General features: G+C 35.0%; 16 protein-coding genes. 4 read left to right on the plus strand and 12 right to left on the minus strand.

Features of this window, described 5'->3' with window-relative positions; genetic code table 11:
• Positions 1-284 precede the first annotated feature (284 nt).
• The 3 genes from ACQKM9_RS07955 (at position 285) to ACQKM9_RS07965 (ending at position 4,935) form a co-directional block, all read left to right on the plus strand.
• Positions 285-983: a response regulator transcription factor gene (locus ACQKM9_RS07955; protein WP_427733839.1), complete on the plus strand. Its 699-nt coding sequence runs from the start codon at positions 285-287 to the stop codon at positions 981-983.
• Between the two features lie 7 nt (positions 984-990).
• Positions 991-2,421, plus strand: coding sequence for a sensor histidine kinase (locus tag ACQKM9_RS07960; RefSeq protein ID WP_427733840.1), 1,431 nt, complete (start codon positions 991-993; stop codon positions 2,419-2,421).
• Positions 2,422-2,787: 366 nt separating this feature from the next.
• Positions 2,788-4,935, plus strand: coding sequence for a M28 family peptidase (locus ACQKM9_RS07965; protein ID WP_427733841.1), 2,148 nt, complete (start codon positions 2,788-2,790; stop codon positions 4,933-4,935).
• A gap of 187 nt (positions 4,936-5,122) precedes the next feature.
• Here the strand turns inward: ACQKM9_RS07965 and ACQKM9_RS07970 are convergent, their stop codons facing one another.
• From ACQKM9_RS07970 to ACQKM9_RS08010, 9 genes are all read right to left on the minus strand, one after another.
• Positions 5,123-5,656, minus strand: a complete 534-nt coding sequence (locus tag ACQKM9_RS07970) for a chromate transporter (protein WP_427733843.1) — start codon at positions 5,654-5,656, stop codon at positions 5,123-5,125.
• Positions 5,653-6,249, minus strand: a complete 597-nt coding sequence (locus tag ACQKM9_RS07975) for a chromate transporter (protein WP_427733844.1) — start codon at positions 6,247-6,249, stop codon at positions 5,653-5,655. The genes ACQKM9_RS07970 and ACQKM9_RS07975 overlap by 4 nt, the downstream gene beginning before the upstream one ends.
• On the minus strand, positions 6,243-7,847 hold the full coding sequence (locus tag ACQKM9_RS07980) for a gamma-glutamyltransferase family protein (protein WP_427733845.1): 1,605 nt from the start codon (positions 7,845-7,847) through the stop codon (positions 6,243-6,245). The genes ACQKM9_RS07975 and ACQKM9_RS07980 overlap by 7 nt, the downstream gene beginning before the upstream one ends.
• A 94-nt stretch (positions 7,848-7,941) precedes the next feature.
• Positions 7,942-8,085: a hypothetical protein gene (locus ACQKM9_RS07985; RefSeq protein WP_427733846.1), complete on the minus strand. Its 144-nt coding sequence runs from the start codon at positions 8,083-8,085 to the stop codon at positions 7,942-7,944.
• 398 nt (positions 8,086-8,483) lie between these two features.
• Positions 8,484-8,843 (minus strand): YxeA family protein, encoded by a 360-nt coding sequence (locus ACQKM9_RS07990; protein ID WP_427733847.1) that lies wholly within the window; start codon positions 8,841-8,843, stop codon positions 8,484-8,486.
• A 5-nt stretch (positions 8,844-8,848) separates the two neighbouring features.
• Positions 8,849-10,759, minus strand: a complete 1,911-nt coding sequence (locus ACQKM9_RS07995; protein ID WP_427733848.1) for an ABC transporter permease — start codon at positions 10,757-10,759, stop codon at positions 8,849-8,851.
• A complete protein-coding gene (locus tag ACQKM9_RS08000) occupies positions 10,746-11,513 on the minus strand; it encodes an ABC transporter ATP-binding protein (RefSeq protein WP_427733849.1) in 768 nt (255 codons plus the stop codon). Before ACQKM9_RS08000 ends, ACQKM9_RS07995 begins: the two co-directional genes overlap by 14 nt.
• A gap of 168 nt (positions 11,514-11,681) precedes the next feature.
• The gene (locus ACQKM9_RS08005; RefSeq protein ID WP_427733850.1) at positions 11,682-12,827 is read right to left on the minus strand and encodes a VanZ family protein; all 1,146 of its coding nucleotides are present in this window, start codon (positions 12,825-12,827) and stop codon (positions 11,682-11,684) included.
• Positions 12,828-12,942: 115 nt separating this feature from the next.
• The gene (locus ACQKM9_RS08010; RefSeq protein ID WP_038180735.1) at positions 12,943-13,233 is read right to left on the minus strand and encodes a DUF6509 family protein; all 291 of its coding nucleotides are present in this window, start codon (positions 13,231-13,233) and stop codon (positions 12,943-12,945) included.
• Positions 13,234-13,350: 117 nt separating this feature from the next.
• Between ACQKM9_RS08010 and ACQKM9_RS08015 the strand changes: the two genes are divergently transcribed.
• On the plus strand, positions 13,351-14,538 hold the full coding sequence (locus ACQKM9_RS08015) for an alanyl-tRNA editing protein (protein ID WP_427733852.1): 1,188 nt from the start codon (positions 13,351-13,353) through the stop codon (positions 14,536-14,538).
• 146 nt (positions 14,539-14,684) lie between these two features.
• Here the strand turns inward: ACQKM9_RS08015 and ACQKM9_RS08020 are convergent, their stop codons facing one another.
• The 3 genes from ACQKM9_RS08020 to ACQKM9_RS08030 all read right to left on the minus strand — a co-directional run bounded on the left by ACQKM9_RS08020 (position 14,685) and on the right by ACQKM9_RS08030 (position 17,272).
• Positions 14,685-15,419 carry a sulfite exporter TauE/SafE family protein gene (locus ACQKM9_RS08020; protein ID WP_427733854.1) on the minus strand — a complete coding sequence of 245 codons (735 nt, stop codon included), beginning with the start codon at positions 15,417-15,419 and terminating at the stop codon, positions 14,685-14,687.
• A gap of 21 nt (positions 15,420-15,440) precedes the next feature.
• The gene (locus tag ACQKM9_RS08025; protein ID WP_427733855.1) at positions 15,441-15,680 is read right to left on the minus strand and encodes a cation:dicarboxylate symporter family transporter; all 240 of its coding nucleotides are present in this window, start codon (positions 15,678-15,680) and stop codon (positions 15,441-15,443) included.
• A 275-nt stretch (positions 15,681-15,955) separates the two neighbouring features.
• Positions 15,956-17,272 carry a hypothetical protein gene (locus ACQKM9_RS08030; RefSeq protein WP_427733856.1) on the minus strand — a complete coding sequence of 439 codons (1,317 nt, stop codon included), beginning with the start codon at positions 17,270-17,272 and terminating at the stop codon, positions 15,956-15,958.
• Positions 17,273-17,317 lie beyond the last annotated feature (45 nt).

Here is a 17,317-nt window from a genome sequence, read left to right on the forward strand (position 1 = left end):
TACAAGATTTTTTCATATCTACACTTCATTTTAGACTGGTTATTAATAATTTTTTAAATTCTTTTAAAAAAATTTCAAATCTAAACATCAGTTATAATAGGTGAAATTTGTATGCAAACCCTTTACTTCAATCAAATTAATCATCTCCTTGTAATTTTTTCTCATGTGTATTTCGGGCTTTTTTAACATAATAGGTGAGTGATTGAAATTTTTATATACAGTAAAAAATGAAGACATATACTATACTTACGATACGGAAATTTTATGTGGAGGGATGCTTTCTAATGAACACACAATGTATTTTATTAATAGATGATGAAGAGGATTTGGCAAATTTGCTACAAACGGTATTACATAAGGAAGGCCTTTCAAATGTGATAACGGCTGGAACAATTCAGGATGGCTGGGCTAAATTCCAGGAAGTAAAACCCGAACTAGTGCTACTAGATATTATGCTTCCTGACGGTGAAGGGTATGATTTGTGCAAACAAATTCGTGAAATCTCAAATGTACCTATCTTATTTATGTCTGCAAAGGATGAAGAAATAGATAAGCTCTTAGGTCTTGCAATTGGTGGGGATGATTATATTACAAAACCATTTAGCACTAAAGAAGTAGCTTATCGAGTGAAGGCACAACTTAGACGAGCTAGCTTTTCGGAGGAAAAAACAGTTTTAAACAATATTACTGTTGGCCCTTTTGAAATAAATATGGACGGTACTGAATTGAAGAAAAATGGCACAATAATCGAGCTTACAGCTAAGGAGATTGGCTTGATGAATTGTTTTATCCATCATCCCAATCAAATCTTAAGTAAAGAAACACTTTTTGAAAGAGTTTGGGGTGAGGACTTTTTTGGTTCAGATAATACAGTCATGGTGCATATACGTCGATTACGTGAAAAGATTGAGGATACTCCATCTAATCCAACTTTTTTGATCACTGTTAAAGGTCTTGGCTATAAATTGAACAGTAAGGGATGAGGATAAAATGAGGTGGAGAATAACTGGGCGTTTCTTATGGTCTGTTGTAATGATTGTTATTATTGTCGGTATCATCAATACTATGCTATTAGTTGGACTACTCCTTTATCAAACAAGTCATCCTGCTTTAAGCACTTCTGAAACCTCTGCTGAGGAATTCACACGTTCCTTCTCTAAATATGTCGAGATTAAAAATGGTTTACCTATTGTAAATGATGAAGGTGTAAAAGCATTGCAAGATAAGCATGCATGGGTTCAATTTTTAGATTCTAAAGGGAACCAAGTTGCTGCTTATGAGACACCAGATAATCTTGCAACGAGCTACTCCCCTGCTGAAGTCGTGCAAATGTATAAATATAAAGAAGTTGATGCCAATACTACCGTTTATATTAGTACACTGGACAATTTAGATTATTTTGTTGGTGTGAAGAATTACGGGGTTGGACGTTATGTTTTGACTTATGATTTTGATCAATTTTTCAAATTTATTAACCTACTTCTGATAGCATTTTTAATAGTTGATGTGTTAATCGCTTTGGTCATCGGTTTGTTGTTTACACGACATTTAACGAAACCACTTCACATATTAATTGATTTCATCGGACAGCTACGTAACCGCCAATTCAAAAAAATAAACGTACCAAATGGTGTGTATAAAGACGTTTTTCTCAATGTAAATGAGCTTTCAATAAAATTAAGTGAACATGAGAAAGAACGGAATCGCCTAGATAAAATGCGTGAAGAGTGGATTAGTAATGTATCACATGATATGAAAACTCCCCTTGCATCAATTCAAGGATATGCTGAACTGATGAAGGATGATGCTGATAATCTCACTGCTAACGAAGTACAAGAATTCTCAACTATTATTGAAAAAAAATCTATTTATATGAAAGATTTACTTGATGACTTAAATTTAACGACCCGTTTACGTAATCAACAGCTACCCATGCACTTTGAAGATATTAATATAGTAAGCTTTATACGTGAACTGACGATTGAATTGTTAAATGACCCTCAATTTGGGGAACGTCAGGTAGAGTTTGTTAGTAATGTGAATAAAATCGTGCATAAAGTGGATAAAAAATTATTAAAAAGGGCAATTTTGAACTTTATCTACAATGCACTTGTGCATAACGATGAAAATGTGTGTGTAACTATAAAAATTGATGATATGTATCCACAATGTGGACAAGTAGAAGGTTCACAACCTACTCTTTATAAGACACGAATAATGATATCTGATAATGGTAGAGGTATATTGCCTGAAGATATGAAACAAGTATTCGATCGTTATTATCGTGGTTCAAATACGAAAAACACACACGGTACCGGACTTGGAATGGCAATTGCTCGTGATATTATTTTCGCTCACAACGGCGATCTTCAATTATCTAGTGTATTAAATGAAGGTACGACAATTATAATATTACTTTAGAACCAGCGTATGCTGGTTCTTTATTTTTCCCTATTTTTCACATATACAATTTATCATTTTTTAAATAGTAAGTGGCGACTTAGTAACATTGGAGCAATACTCGGATAATTATTTAATGAAATAATATCTTGCCAATATTAAATGAAAAAGACTATTGTAAGCTTTCTTAAAATTTCACCTCATATTTATTCATTAGTTATTAGAATCTATAAATCTAAATTACAATCTCAAATTAATGATAATACTTCCCTTCTTTTTGTCGAAAAATATTCTATCTAACAATTCAAAAAAATATTGCTATTTTATTAAAACTATCGTTTAATTAGTTCTGCTTGAAAAAAAATTATTGTAAAGGAATGTGGTTAATTGAACAGATTTTTTCGTGGTGCAATAGCAACAATTCTAATTGCATCATCACTTGCGGCTTGTACACCAGCAGACAAAAAGACAGAGGTAAAAGAAAACAATGATTTAGCAGCAGTAAAACAATACTCCGATAATTATTTATCAAAGGTAAGTGCTGATTATTCATTTGATTTCGCCAAAAGTCTTGAAGAATTTAAAACAAATGAAAAGCTAGGATATCGTTCGGCAGGATCTGAAGCAGAATTAAAAACTGGCGAAAAAATTGCAGATGAAATGAAGAAAATTGGGCTTACCGACGTATCAAAAGATGAATTTACAGTTGATAGCTGGACATTCGAAAAAGCAGATATGACATTTAATACAGTTGATGGTAAAGAGAAGTTAGCTGTTTTAGGGGCATATCAAACTAATTTTGATACAAAGGGAACAAAAGAATTTGATGTTGTTTATGCAAATCGCGGTACATCAGATGATTTGAAAAACCTTGATATAAAAGGCAAGCTCGTACTTATAGATGTAAACCAGCGAGAAGATTGGTGGGTTAACTATCCTGCCTATCAAGCTCATTTAAAAGGGGCAGCTGCGGTTATAGCCGTACAAAGTGAAGGTTATAGCGAAGTTGATGACGACGCTTTAAATGCACAGGATATTTGTGGACCCGATGATGCGCCTGCATTTTCTATGTCCCAAAATGATGCTAAAGAGTTAAAAAAATCACTAAAAGCAAATGACAATAAACTTACTGTTAACTTTGATGCCAAATCTACAGTTAAATTCGATCAACCAACATACAATTACTATGGAAAAATCGAAGGTAAGGACCCAGAATCATATATCATCCTTTCAGCACATTATGATTCTTACTTTGATGGATTCCAAGATGATAATGCTGCGATTGCCCTAATGATGGGCGTAGCGAAAGGTTTAGTAGACAGTGGCTATAAACCTGAGAAAACAATTATCTTTAATGCATTAGCTGCCGAAGAATGGGGCGTTTCAAATACGCGTTATGACTGGTCTACTGGTGCTTACAATCAAATTTTCCGCATCCATCCAGAATGGGTTGGAAAAGCATTTGCAGACATGAACTTCGAGCTTCCAGCTTATGAGCACACTACAACAAATGAAATTCGTGCAGATTATGAGTTGAAAAACTTCTTAACTAAGTTCACAAAGTCTGTACCATCAGTTGATGGTGTATATAAAGACGGTATTTCTGTTGTATCACCATTACGCACTTGGTCGGATGATTTTTCATTCTCTATTGCAGGTGTTCCATCATTACGAAATGATTTCCAAGATAGCGAATTCATGCATTCACATTATCATACACAGTACGATAATGAAGATACTTATAACGGTCAAGCTTTAGAATTCCATTTGAATTTATATGGTCTACTAGCTATGCATTATGACCAAACAGCTGTAACACCTCTTGATTTCACAACACGATTAGATGCGTTAGCTAAATCTGTTAAATCTGATATCTTTAAATCTGCAAGCGTTTCTTCAAATGAATTAACAGCAGCAATTGAAGAAACGGCTAAAACAGCGAAAGAGATAAATGCTCAAGTTGAAAAAATTAATGCTGATTATACAAAAGCATTAGTAGCTGGTGACAGAAAAGAAGTGAAAAAGCTTTATGATGACAGTCGCTCTTTAAATAGTAGTTTGTTAGCTACTTATAAATATGCTCAAGATCAATTCGTACGTTTAACTTGGGAAGACGAACCAATTTTCCCTCATGAACATGCACAAAATAATATCCCTAACTTACAAGGAGCAATCAAGGCACTTGAAAAAGGTGATGCGGGTAAAGCACTAGATGATTATTTATGGTTAATTGATAACAACTGGTACACTTATGATTTTGACAAAGAAGTATTCGATTACTTCACAGATTATGTACTAGATCAACCTGCAGATCGTTTAATGTGGGGTGCAGGTCGTATTATGGGTCACGAAGACTTATATGACACAGTAGCATCATTGAAAAAGAAACGTGACCAAAAGAATGCTGATGTTTCTAAAGAATTATCAACTTTAAAAGTAGCTCTTGAAAGACAAGAAAAATTACTAAAAACATCTGTTCAAGATGAAGTAAAAAGTGTTCAAGAGTTAAATGCACAACTTGAAAAAATGAAATAGTTCTATCGACATATGATCCTTCAACAATAGGTTCTGGTTGAATGTAGCTGAAAATGAGTCAACTTTAAAACACCTTCCAGTTAGTTTGGTATATCTAAACCAAACTTCTAACTAGAAGGTGTTTTATTTTGCCCGTTGCGGCTATTTATAAATAACACTTGTTTTGTTATCCACATTACCTTGAAATTTATAAAAGTGTAGATACCATCCCATATATCAATGCAATACAAATAACAAAAGCCGGATGAATTTTAATCTTTTCAAGTAACAAGTAAGAGCCAATCATTATTATTAATGTTGATATCCAACCTATACTTAACCAAGCATTTTTTGCGAAATCGAAAGTCATCACTAATAATAATACGGCTATGATCGGGCGAATATATTTCGTTAAATTTTTTACGTATGGTGATTCTTTGTATTTCATTAAGACACTTAACAACGCTATCATAAGAATCAAAGAAGGTGCAACTGTAGCAAAAACTGCAACAATAATGCCTAAAATGCCCCCTTGGTCATATCCAACAAAGCCGGCCATTTTTGTTGCTATTGGCCCTGGTAATGCATTGCCCGCTGCGACCATTTCTGAAAATTCTTGATTGGTCATCCATCCATAGTGCTCAACTACCTCTTGCTGAACCAGGGGAATAGAAGAAGGACCCCCTCCATAACCTAAAATACCAGGAATAAAAAATGCCATAAAAATATTCCAATAAATCATTTATTATTCCTCCTTTTTACTAGAGGAGCAAAGACGATTATAAAAACCGACAAGATGACAAAAGCCGGGTGTATATTTAATATAGACATTGCAATGAATGAAAGCAAAAGAATAATGAGTGTTTTCTTCCACCCCATAGATTCTCCAGACTTTTTAACGAAATCTAGAGCCAATATACCAAGCATTACAGCTACTACTGGTACAACCGCCGAAGCCATTGCCTGAACGGCAGGTATATCTTTATTCGTTTGTAATAAAAATAGCAATATAATCATTAATACAATTGTTGGGACTACGCTGACTAAAATTGCATTAATTGCACCTACCACTCCAGCTATTCTATAGCCTATATAGCCAGCCATTTTTGTACCAATTGGACCCGGCATAGTGTTAGCAAGTGCTACTACGTCACTAAACTCATCATCTTCCATCCACTTATACTTTTTCACCACTTCTTGATGAACAAGAGGAATAGCAGATGGTCCACCGCCAAATCCTAGCATACCTACTCTAAAAAATGCGGATGCAATCTCTCCATGTAGTCGCAAAATAGGGCGTTCACTTTGGGACTTCACTACATTTTTTTTTACCAAGTAGCAATAGCTCCATCTGTGCGTGATTCTGTTCCACCCTGTAATACGCCCGTTTCAGGATCCCGCCAAATAATTTGTCCACGGCCAAAACTTCCACCGTCTGACATCACTTGCACATTATGACCTTTTCGTATAAGTGATTGAGCAATGTAATTTGGGAACTCTGGTTCAACATGCACAGTTTTCCCTCCAACCCACTGCCAACGTGGCATATCTAATGTGGCTTGTGGATTTAATTGATGATCCACTGTGTTAGCTACGACTTGGAAATGGCCTTGTGGTTGCATATATCCTCCCATTACGCCAAATGGTCCGATTGCTTGCCCTTCTTTCGTTAAAAATCCCGGAATAATTGTATGATATGTACGTTTTCCTGGCTTAAGAATATTTGGATGTTCCTTATCCAACGAAAAATCATGCCCGCGATTTTGTAATGCAATTCCCGTATCGGGAATCACAATTCCTGAACCAAAACCCATATAGTTACTTTGAATATATGAAATCATGTTTCCTTCTTCATCAGCTGCAGCTAGATAAACAGTTCCACCTTTAGGTAATTCATAAGGTTCGGGATTGATGGCTTGCTTACCTATTAACGCCGCACGTTTTGTAGCATATTCATCTGACAATAAATGCGGTACATCTATTGGCATGTCATCAAGTTCCGTCACAAATGCCTTTCCATCAGTAAATGCTAGTTTCATAGCTTCAATTTGGCGATGAATCGTTTCAGCATCTTGCCACTTAGAATCTCCAGTCTGTTTGAAAATGTTTAAAGCCATTAATGCAACTAACCCTTGACCATTCGGGGGTATTTCCCACACATCATATCCATTATAAGTAGTAGAAATTGGATCTACCCATTCCACTTTATAATCAGCTAAATCTTCTTTCGATAAATAGCCACCATGTTGTTTCATAAATGCATCCATTTTCTCTGCTAATTCTCCATGGTAAAAAGCATGTCCATCGGTTTCTGCTATTTTTCTTAACGTTGAAGCATGTCCAGGGGATGACCACATCTCGCCGATATGCGGTGCACGATCATTCGGTGCAAATGTATCAAACCAACTAGTAAACTCCTCTGATGTACATGTTTCCTTGAATTTACGATATGCAGAATCCCAAAACTTCCCTAATACTGGCGAAACAGGATATCCTTCTTCAGCGTATCGGATAGCAGGTTCAAGTACATCTTTAAAAGGTAGCTTACCAAATTTTTTAGAGAGCTCTACCCAACCAGCTGGTACCCCTGGAACTGTAATTGGTAATACCCCATATGCAGGGATCTTTTCATACCCTTTTTCTCGTAATTCCTCAACTGATATTGACTTTGGAGCAGGACCAGATGCATTTAGACCATGTAGTTGATCCTTAGTCCAAACTAATGCGAAGGCATCTCCACCAATACCATTTGAAGTTGGTTCTACAACTGTTAATGCAGCCGCTGTTGCAATGGCAGCATCAATTGCATTCCCGCCTTTTTGTAAGATTTCTAGTCCTGCTTGAGCAGCTAATGGTTGTGAAGTTGCCACCATACCTTTTCTTCCAAATACGGTATGGCGCTTTCCCGTAAACGGGTGAAATAAATGATCCATTTTTATACCTCTCCTGACACAATACTAGTCCCAGCATAATGACATGCTACAAAGTGACCGCTTGTATTTTCTTCTCACTGTGTTTTTTCTGTTTTCAAATACCTTTTACTGCCGAACATCTTGTATGGAATGGACAACCTGTTGATAGATTTGCTTGATTTGGCAAATCTCCTTGAAGTCTTACACGCTGAACTTTATTGTTTTTAATTTTTTTATCTTTACTAGTCAATAGCTCCATTCTCATCACCTTTTAATATCCAACATTATATTATTTTTAACTAGTATTTAATTAATATAACTAAAACCTATTCCTAGATTAACAATAAACGAAAAGATATGAATATTCAGATATTTATACTCATTAATAACTCATTCCATATACTAAATGTACAATAATTTCCTATCAACATAAAAGGTTTTTTTCTAAGTTATATAAATCTACAACTTAGTACTCCTTCTTTTTAAAGCACTCTATTTGTATCAAAAGAGCTTAATATGTCCCGGGAAATTATTTTCATATAAATTATTTAAACCAATTTCATATTAAGGATTTATCTATTTCCCTTCACTTTGACCATATGAAAAGGTTGCCACCAATTCTGTGAGTTAGAATTTGGTGACAACCTATTTAAATAGTTATTTTAATTTCGCTTGTGTTTCTTTTGGAATATCCGAAACCTTAACTTCATCGTATGAAGAAACGCCTTTTTCGTCTTTTACATAAAGCATTAAATATGCATCATTACGTAAGTTTTTACTTGCTGTGAATTCAAATGTTTTTGCCTCACCTTTCGCATTTACACCTTCTAGGTTATAAACATAAGTTACAAATATTTTCCCATCAGATTGCTTCTCTTCTTTTTTCAAACCATCTTCTGTTATATGCACATAATAGTTATCTGCATTCATACGATTAAAATCAATTTTCCCTAATACTACAATGCCTATAACACCAATTAGGATCAGTACGCCAATTGTAATTAAAATTTTTTTCATTATTATCATCCTTCTCTTTTATTATTTTGAGTAATAATTCGATTATATGAAGAAACCGTTAATACATAATAGATTCCATAAATAGCTGTGTAAGCGACCATCCATATGATAACTGGCTTAGTGAAATCCATTGAAAATAATTTTGAAAATGCTGTTAATGCGACCGCACTATGTGCAAGACCAATGACAAGTGGTACAGCAAAAATAACAAATACTTGAGATGCCACTGTTTTTCTCATTTCTCTTGCACCAACACCCATTTTATAAAGCATATTGTATTGTGACTTATCTTCCTCTGCTTCTGTCAGTACTTTGAAGTAGATAATACTACCTGTGGCTGCTAGGAAGACAAGCCCTAAGAAACTACCAATGAATAATAATGAACCCATTCCTTCAATACCGTTTTGATAATCCTCAGGTGCGCTTGAAAATTGTGCTTCATCAGGCAATACACTAGCAATTTTCTTAGATAGATCCGTTGTTGCGTCATCTACTCCAATAGCACGGAATTGCACACTCTCACCTTGTTTTTCAAGCTCTTTATACTGCTCATTTGTGACTATGAGTGTCATACCTGCCATTAGGTTTAAGACTGGAACTTCATGATATCCTTCCAATGTAATTGCTGTTCCTTTTTCCGCTGTAATCGTCTTACCCGCATATTTCGGCGATAGACTTTCATGATATTGAACATCAATCATAGTCGCTTTATTGCCTTTTAAATTAAGTTCTTCTTTTTGTTGAAGTTTCGCTAACTTGTTGTATGTTGTTTCATTGATTACTGTGTAGATACGTTTGTCTCCGTCTGTTCCCATTGCCGAATCAAGTTGCTTCGCCTCAAATGTAACGAATAATGCTGAGATATTTTCATCATATATTGTAGTTGGTAGTAATGATGTTACTTTTTCGTTATCGACATTTGCTGTTTGCTCGTACATAAATGTGTTTGGATCAGTGAGCTTTACATTGTCATTAATATTGTAATATAGACTGTAAACCGCACCTCCAGCCGTTACAGTGGTTGCACTCAAAATCGCGATAACAGTTAATGTACGGGCGTTACCACGAACCCGATAAAGCAATTGTGAAATGGTCATTACGTGTAGACCTTTCCAAAGCCACTTTTCACGACGCTTGAATAAAGTTAGAACAAAACCTGTAACACTATGGAACAAAAGGAATGTTCCTATAATAACTGTTGCTAATATAATAAGTGGTGTAAACATTCCTAAAACACGCCATGCCTCGGATGTTAATAAGTTCTGTAAAGCTAACCAATAACCCGTTCCGATGCTTATTACGCCTAAGATAGCGACAATCCATGAAGGCTTGGGTGCTACTTCACCTTTCTTCGATGCATGGAATAGATCGATTAATTTAAATTGATAGATTAAACGATATCCTTGGAATGAAGTGATGAAGAAGATAATTAGGAAAACAGATGCTGTATTTATAACCGCTTCCGTTGAGAACGTAAATGGAGCGACAACATCATAACCCATTAAACGGATTAATAAGGTAACGAACAATTTTGAACTAAGAAATCCTAGAAAAACACCTATCACTAATGAAAATAACCCCAGTAATAAGTTTTCAAAAAATAACATGAAACCAATTTGACGTTTTCTAACGCCTAATAATGCATAAAGAGCTACTTCCTTTTTTCTCTTTTTCATGAAAAACGAATTTGAATATGCGATGAAAATAGCAACAAAGAAGAGTAGTACTACGGCGGCTCCACTCATAAGGGACTCCATCTTCTGTGAAGACTTCGTCATATCAGAGACAATATCGCTATATTTTAAAGTAACAAAGGTAAAGTAAATGACGATACTGAATACCATCGATGCGATATACAAAAAATATTGCGAGAAATTTCGTGCAATATTTTTTCTAGCTAAACTAAATAACGTCATCAACCTCACCCCCAATTGCAGATAAAGTATCTAAAATTTCTTGGAAAAACTCTTTCCGCGTTTGATCGCGACGGTAGATTTCCGTTGAAAACTTGCCATCCTTAATGAATATAATGCGGCGGCAAAAACTTGCGGCGAAAGCATCATGCGTAACCATCATAATCGTTGATTCGTTGTTCTCATTAAGTGAACTTAAGCTTTCTAGTAGGTCTGTTGCAGATTTTGAATCTAGTGCACCTGTTGGCTCGTCAGCTAAAACGAGCGCAGGCTCTGTCACGATTGCTCTCGCAGCAGCTGTACGTTGCTTTTGACCCCCTGAAATTTGATATGGATATTGACTAAGCAATGATTCAATTCCAAAAATTTCAGCTATTTTTTGGACGCGTTGTTCAATTTCTTTTGCAGGTACTTTTGCAATTGCTAACGGTAATAGAATATTTTCTTTTACGGTTAGTGAATCTAGCAAGTTGTAATCCTGAAAGATAAAGCCAAGATTATCGCGTCTAAAATCTGAGAGCTCAGCTTCCTTCATATCATGTATACCCTTATCATTCATAAAGATTTTACCTTCTGTTGGCGAATCAATTGTTGCAAGAAGATTTAATAATGTAGATTTACCTGCTCCTGATGGACCCATAATCCCAACGAATTCTCCATGTTCAATTTGTAATGATATATTTTCTAACGCTGTGTAGGCATTCGATGTTTTGCCATATATTTTTTTGACGTTTTCTATTTTTAATAATGATTCCATTTGCGTCACCTCTACTGTCATTTGTTGATATACATACTATATCGCCTCATCCTTACAGCATAATTGTCGTAACCTTACAGGAACCTTAAATCTTATTCGAGTACTATTAATTGTTATTTTCGCAAATAAAAAAAGACTTCCCGAATTACAGAAAGTCCTTTTCTATCTTTATTTTCTCGTTGTGTGTAAGTCTGATGCTTCATCAAAGTAAAATCGTCGTTTGCCTTTTCCAAATGCAACGAGCAATACATGGAAGAACAGAACAACTATTAATACTAATTCAAGTAAGTTTGTACCCAGTGCTAAAAATACTTTTAATTTATAATACGGTGAACCAATTTGTAAGTTCATTTGAGCGAAAATACTTAGTACAAAGAATGCAAAATAAGTAAGATAGATTGCACCAAAACGTTTGAACAATCGCTTATTTGTATCTATAGTACTTACTTTACTATCATAGCGGAAACGCATAATTTTCGAACCAATTGTATGTCCATTCCACAAGATTGGAATGACAAAAAATGCAATGAAAATGACAATAGATTTAATTAGGAAATTGATAATTAAATTTGATTCTGTAAATGTAGTGCTTAATTGCCCAAGCAGATCAATAATGAAAATATCAATAAGTAATGCGATTAATACAGACATTGCACGAACATCATCAAGTGCAATCAATCTTTCTGCTTTTGCATTAATGCTTTCTTTTGACGGGAACAATGCCAAAATAGCTGGTGCGATGAAGAAGCCAAGTATTCCACCTAATGTATTAAGCATCAAATCATCCACATCAAAAATGCGATACGCACAGTTATAAATACCATAAATACCAGTCACTTGTGTGATTTCATAAAATAATGTTAATGCAAAAGTTAAGCCAAGTGCCCTTTTCCAGTACTTTCTTTGTTGAAAGAAATAACGTAAGTATACGCCAAACGGTAATAGTAATAAGAAATTAAAAAAGGCTTGATAAAAGGCAGACTGTTTAACTAATAATGCATATGTACTTGGCTGAGATAAAACCACACCACTATTTGTAAACATGTCTGAGATAAAGGTAAACGGCATCAATGAATAATGCTGTGTACCTGGCTGTTGTGTAATACACGTATTAAGTGATTCTGGTAATGGAAGTAGAACTAAAAATAATGCGCTAATAAAATAAAAAATAAATGAAAATGCGATTAGCGTCGTTGATAATGGCAAGTATCCATATTTACGATATGTGTAAATAACCCACGGCACAAAAATAATAACGGCCAAAAGGATAAATACTATCATTGCAACGTAAATTGGCTGTGTATAAGCTGACATGCTTCAACCTCTTTCGTCATTAATTCATAAAATAATTACCATCATACCAAAAAAGGCATTCAGATTAAAAGTATTTAAACTAAAATCGAATGCCTCCTGTTACCTAATCAATTTGTTATTCGCCAGCTATAATGCGCTCTTTACAAAAACTCAAAATCAATTCTTCTTCATCTTCTTCTAGACCAAATTCGAGCATTTTTTCAGTACCTTTATCGATGATGAAGTAATTCGCAAGCTTAAAGTCGTCCTCTTTTTTCCCTACGATTGCGCGAATCTCAAGACCACCTTCTACAAATAGTTCGTCTTCTTCATCTACTTCAATATCTAATAAGAATTCAAAGCGTTGTCCTTCAATAATATTTGTGGGATCTAAAATTTCATCCATTGTATATGCTAAAATGTCCATAAAGAATCGCTCCTCTTTTGCATGTTTCAATCATTAATATTAAAGCAAAAATGCGATTAGTAAAGTTTTTAGCTGATTTACCTGTACTTTTCGATAAAAAAATTAGGAGTGATGACGTTGCAGACATTATTTTACTATCAAAATGCGATGATGAAAGAGTTTCCAGCAAAAATTATTAGAAAAGGGATTGAAGATGACGGACGCGAATTTATCGTGCTTGATAATACAGCATTTTACCCTACTGGTGGCGGTCAGCCTCATGATACAGGTACATTAAATGGTATTCCTGTAATCGATGTCGAAAAAGTTGACGAGGAAATTCGTCATTATATTGCAGAACCTTTACCTTACGACGAAGAAATGGTAATGGGCGTACTCGATTGGGAACGACGATTCGATCATATGCAGCAACATGCAGGACAGCATATTTTGACCGCTGCTTTTGTTGAGCTATTCGGCTACCAAACTATTAGCTTCCATCTAGGGCGAGGAACTGTAACAATTGATTTGGATATTGAAAACATTAGTGAAGATGAGCTTATAGCAGTAGAGGCTCTAGCTAACAAAATTATTTTAGAAAATCGACCAATTGAAACAAAATGGGTGACAGAAGACGAATTAGAACACTATCACTTACGTAAAGAACTTAGTGTGACAGAGGAAATTCGTCTAGTTATCATTCCAAATTACGATTATAATGGCTGTGGTGGTATTCATCCCACTTCAACTGGACAAGTTAGCGCCATTAAAATTATGCATACTGAAAAGCAAAAAAGGAAAATACGCGTGCATTTCGTTTGCGGAGGGCGCGTACTAAGTGAACTACACTGGCGCAAAAATGAACTAAGTAAAGTGGCTAAACTAGCAAGTACGCCTGAAAATGAAGTGGCTGATACAGTTTCAAAACTATTAACTGTCCAAAAAGGATTAGAGAAAGCTTTAGACGCAGCCAAAGAACAGTTACTATCCTATGAAGCATTAGAACTTGCATCAGCCACTAACAATGGTGTAACTGGCGCCGTTTATGCAGAGCGTTCCATTCAAGAATTGCAAAAGTTAGCTCGACTAGTAATTGCCGAAAATGAAAATATCGTGGTGCTTCTCGTTGCTGAGCAAGGAGAGAAATTACAGTTTGTCGCTGCTCGTGGTACAAATGCAGTTGATATGAGTATGAAAGATATATCTTCAGCTGTACTACCATTATTAAATGGCAAAGGTGGCGGTAGCGATGCCTTTGTACAGGGTGGTGGCGACCATACGATGACGGGTGCTGAATTACTAGAGAAGATGAGAAATATTAAATAAACAAGTAATCAGTTAGCTCACTGTTTTACAATTAAAATAATCCACCTCTGTCTATAAAGAGGTGGATTTTATATTATAAATTAAATTAATAGATTAATGCCGTAATAGCCACTCCGCAAATTAGAAAGAACTTCTGTGTTCAGCAATTACTTAAAATAATTAACAACAATTTGCACGATTAATAATAGCGTAATACCCCGTAATAACGGATTAACATACTTCACATTCATTTTACGCGCCACTTTAATGCCTACTTGTGCGCCAATTATACCGCCAAACATTAAAGCAATTGTCAGCGGCCATTCGATTTTCCCTGTCGAAATATATGTGATAGAACTACCAAAGCACCCTGCAAAAACACCTACCCTATTTAAGCCTACTGCACGGATATAAGCGATTTTCTGACTTGCATATAAATACATCTGTAATGTACCACTGCCAGGTCCAAACATTCCGTCATACATACCAATTCCAAATAACGATGAACCTGTTTTAATATTCAGCTTAAATTGTTCTTCCCCTTCAAAATTGCTTTTCTTTAATAATGAAGTTACAAATGCAAAGCCTAATAAAAAAATTGCTACTATGGTCAATGTATCTCCGCTCATTAACGACGCAACCAGTCCTCCTGTTGCCCCGCCTATTAAACAAGTGACTAATACGATGCCTGCTTCCTTTAAAGTAATTTCCTTTTCTTTAAAGATTACTAGAAAGCTAGTAAAAGAACTAACTGTATTCGCTACTTTATTTGCTCCAATAGCAGAATGCACAGGTAAACCATAAAGAAGCATCGTAGGTAAAGAAATCAACCCACCTCCCCCGCTTAGTGTGCCAATAAAGTTTCCAGCAAAGCCAATTACAATGAAGATAAAAAATGACACTAGACCCCTTCTTCCATCTTATCAACCTACTTCCATTTTATACGAAGTCGCCATAACAATAAATGTAAATATCAAATGGTCACCCATAGGATGGCCAAGTGGCACTACAAGCATTTTAATAAGACTCAAAAAGATGGTACCTAATGGGCTGAAGAAGTATTGATCGACCTTAGGAAAGATATCCTCCGCCCACATATTCACCCCTATACCAACTAACGCACCTAATATGAGTGCAATAATAATATTACGAGCTAGCTTCATCTTTTTCCATCCTCCTTCAATGGAATCCAAACTTCTAAATAATAAATTATAGAAAATGCCCGCAGTGAAATAGAGTTGACTATTTTCACATGCGGGCATTTTAATTAACTATTTACTTAAAACTTAACGATTAGTAAAAGGAATTTAATGTTGTATAAAAAATACATCATCAATAAACCAAATATTAACTACAATGAGTATTTTTTAAATGAGTAATTCACAAATACCCTATAGTTCAAATTCTTAAACCTTTTTCAAATCAAAAACGACTATTTTCAAATTCTATCTTTAATAAAAAGCATCTTTTGATCGACGATTATTTCACATATAAATTTATTCCAATCGGCTATTAATGCGTTATAGGTGAATGCATCCGGTAGCTCAACTTGATAATTATTCGTTGGCGATTCCTCATAAAACGTATTCCAATCATTTTGCTCTTGGTAGCGTTCTAATTTACTCACTTGTTGCACTTTCGTTTGAAATACATTGTAGGCTGATAAGATTGTTGCTTCAAATACTTGTTGAGGATTTTCTTCTTGTAAGCTATTACGTAAACGTTTTGCCCAATCCTCAACCGTTTCACGATTCAAATCGCTAAATGCTTCTCGATTTCTAGTATATGGATTATTTTTCGTCTCTTCTTGACGTTGATTTATATCTTCTATTTTGTAGTTAAAAAATGATAAATACGCAGTCTCCATTTTACTAGCTAATTCAGGCGATACACCCTCTTTTTGAATCAGACGCTCTAATTTCATACCTAAAAACCCAAGCTCTACTCCAAGCTGCTCCTCACTAACGGAAGTTGATTTTTGGTTAGCTAATCTACGTTGTACTGCTTGGTAAAAAGCTGCTACTGCATTTAACTCTAATGTTGTATACGGATTTTCTTTAATTTTAATACGATTCTCATCTATTTTTGCTATCACTAAGCGTAGAATATCTCCCATAAAATATGAATCTCTTTCCAACCACTCATCCGGTGTACTTTTAATAAAAGCGTAATCCGGATTTGCTACAACAAAATTTCCATATTTAGAAAGTTTATATTGATAAATCCCTTTAATCGATAGCTCCATTAAAGCTGATTCTTCTACTACTTCATTTTTTTCAAAAAAGGTTCCGACAGAATCAATAAAAGCATTCGACGTTCTTTTTAACCCACGGCCAAAAATTTCATCTAGTTTAGCAAGCTGTGCTACTTGGTCTTCACTTTCAAAATCACGTTCGATACGCATTTTATATGTGATATATTCTGAAGCTAAATAATCGAGATGCTCGCCAATAGCAGGTAGTCGTTCAAAAGAAATCCCACCTTTTGTACTCACATTAAATTCGACCATTTTCCAGAAAATTTCTTTTGGCAACCCTTGTTGTTGAAATTGCTCTTCTGTAAGCGATTGCATTTTCATTCGTTTATCCGCGGAAAAATACATCGGTAAACGCTCCTGTACTTCAGCAATATATTTTTTCTTTAAGTGTTTTACCGTTTCCACATCTAAAAAAGGCTCTAATATATTATTTTCACCGGCTTGATTTGGTTGTTGTTCAGGCAGGGACACTCTATTTTGTACATAATAACTGTTCACTTTATATGTCACCCTCCTTTTAGTAGTAATTATCGGTTATGTGAA

The sequence above is a fragment of the Viridibacillus sp. NPDC093762 genome (assembly GCF_050279675.1).
In the GTDB taxonomy this organism is placed as follows: domain Bacteria; phylum Bacillota; class Bacilli; order Bacillales_A; family Planococcaceae; genus Viridibacillus.